Source organism: Nostocoides vanveenii (assembly GCF_039531165.1).
In the GTDB taxonomy this organism is placed as follows: domain Bacteria; phylum Actinomycetota; class Actinomycetes; order Actinomycetales; family Dermatophilaceae; genus Nostocoides_A; species Nostocoides_A vanveenii.
Genome location: NZ_BAAAPN010000016.1, coordinates 1 through 1,067 on the forward strand (window position 1 = coordinate 1; position 1,067 = coordinate 1,067).

General features: G+C 66.2%; 1 protein-coding gene. It reads left to right on the forward strand.

What is annotated here, in order from left to right:
* The coding region (locus ABD209_RS02935) for a reverse transcriptase domain-containing protein (RefSeq protein WP_344061869.1) at positions 1-946 on the forward strand (946 nt) is incomplete at its 5' end.
* Positions 947-1,067: the final 121 nt, after the last annotated feature.

Here is a 1,067-nt window from a genome sequence, read left to right on the forward strand (position 1 = left end):
CTTCACCACCAAGTCGTATCACTGGGTGTTGGAGGCCGACATCGAGGCGTGTTTCGACATGATCGATCACGTCGCGTTGATGGACAGGGTCCGGTCAAGGATCGGCGACAAGGGCGTGTTGGGGCTGGTCAAGGCGTTCCTCAAGGCCGGGGTGATGACCACCACCGGCACCCGCGAGGGCACGCACACCGGCACCCCGCAGGGCGGGATCTTGTCCCCGCTGCTGGCGAACATCGCGTTGTCCGTGCTGGACGAACACTTCATGAGCAAGTGGGAGCAGCACATGGCAACCGAGGTGGCCCGGCAGCGTCGAAAGCGGCAGGGCAAGGCGAACTACCGTCTGGTCCGGTACGCCGACGACTTCGTCGTCGTGGTCACCGGCCAGCAACAGGATGCCGAACACCTGCGGCAGGAGGTGGCAGCCGTGTTGGCCCCGATGGGGCTGCGGCTGTCACCGGAGAAGACCCGCGTGGTCCACATCGACGACGGGTTCGACTTCCTCGGTTTCCACATCCGCAGGATGCGGCGTCGAGGCAGCAACAAGTGGTTCGTGTACACCAAGCCCTCGAAGAAGGCGATTGCCTCGATCAAGAGCCGGGTGAAGACCATGACGTACAGGGCAACCCTGCACCAAGACCCCGGGTACCTGATGGACTACCTGGGACGGGTGCTGCGGGGGTGGGCCACCTATTTCCGGCACGGTGTCTCCAAAGCCACTTTCGCTGGGATCGACTCCTATGCGTGGGAGCGGGTCACGGCATGGCTACGGAAGAAGCACCGGATCGGATGGCCAGCACTCCGGCGCAGGTTCTGCCTGCCGGGGACCTGGCGGCTCGCCGTCGAGGGAGTCAGGTTCCGGGGCGCAGCCAGCATCCCGGTGGTCCGGTACCGCTACCGCGGCTACCAGATCCCGACCCCCTGGACACCAACAGCCACCACCGGCTGACCAGCAACTGCTCTCGTGGAGAGCCCGGTGCGGCGAGAGTCGCACGCCGGGTTCGGCGGGCGGCCCGGGGAAACGGAGCGGCAGCAATGCCGCCACCGCGCCTCGGGCCGACCCAACTGGC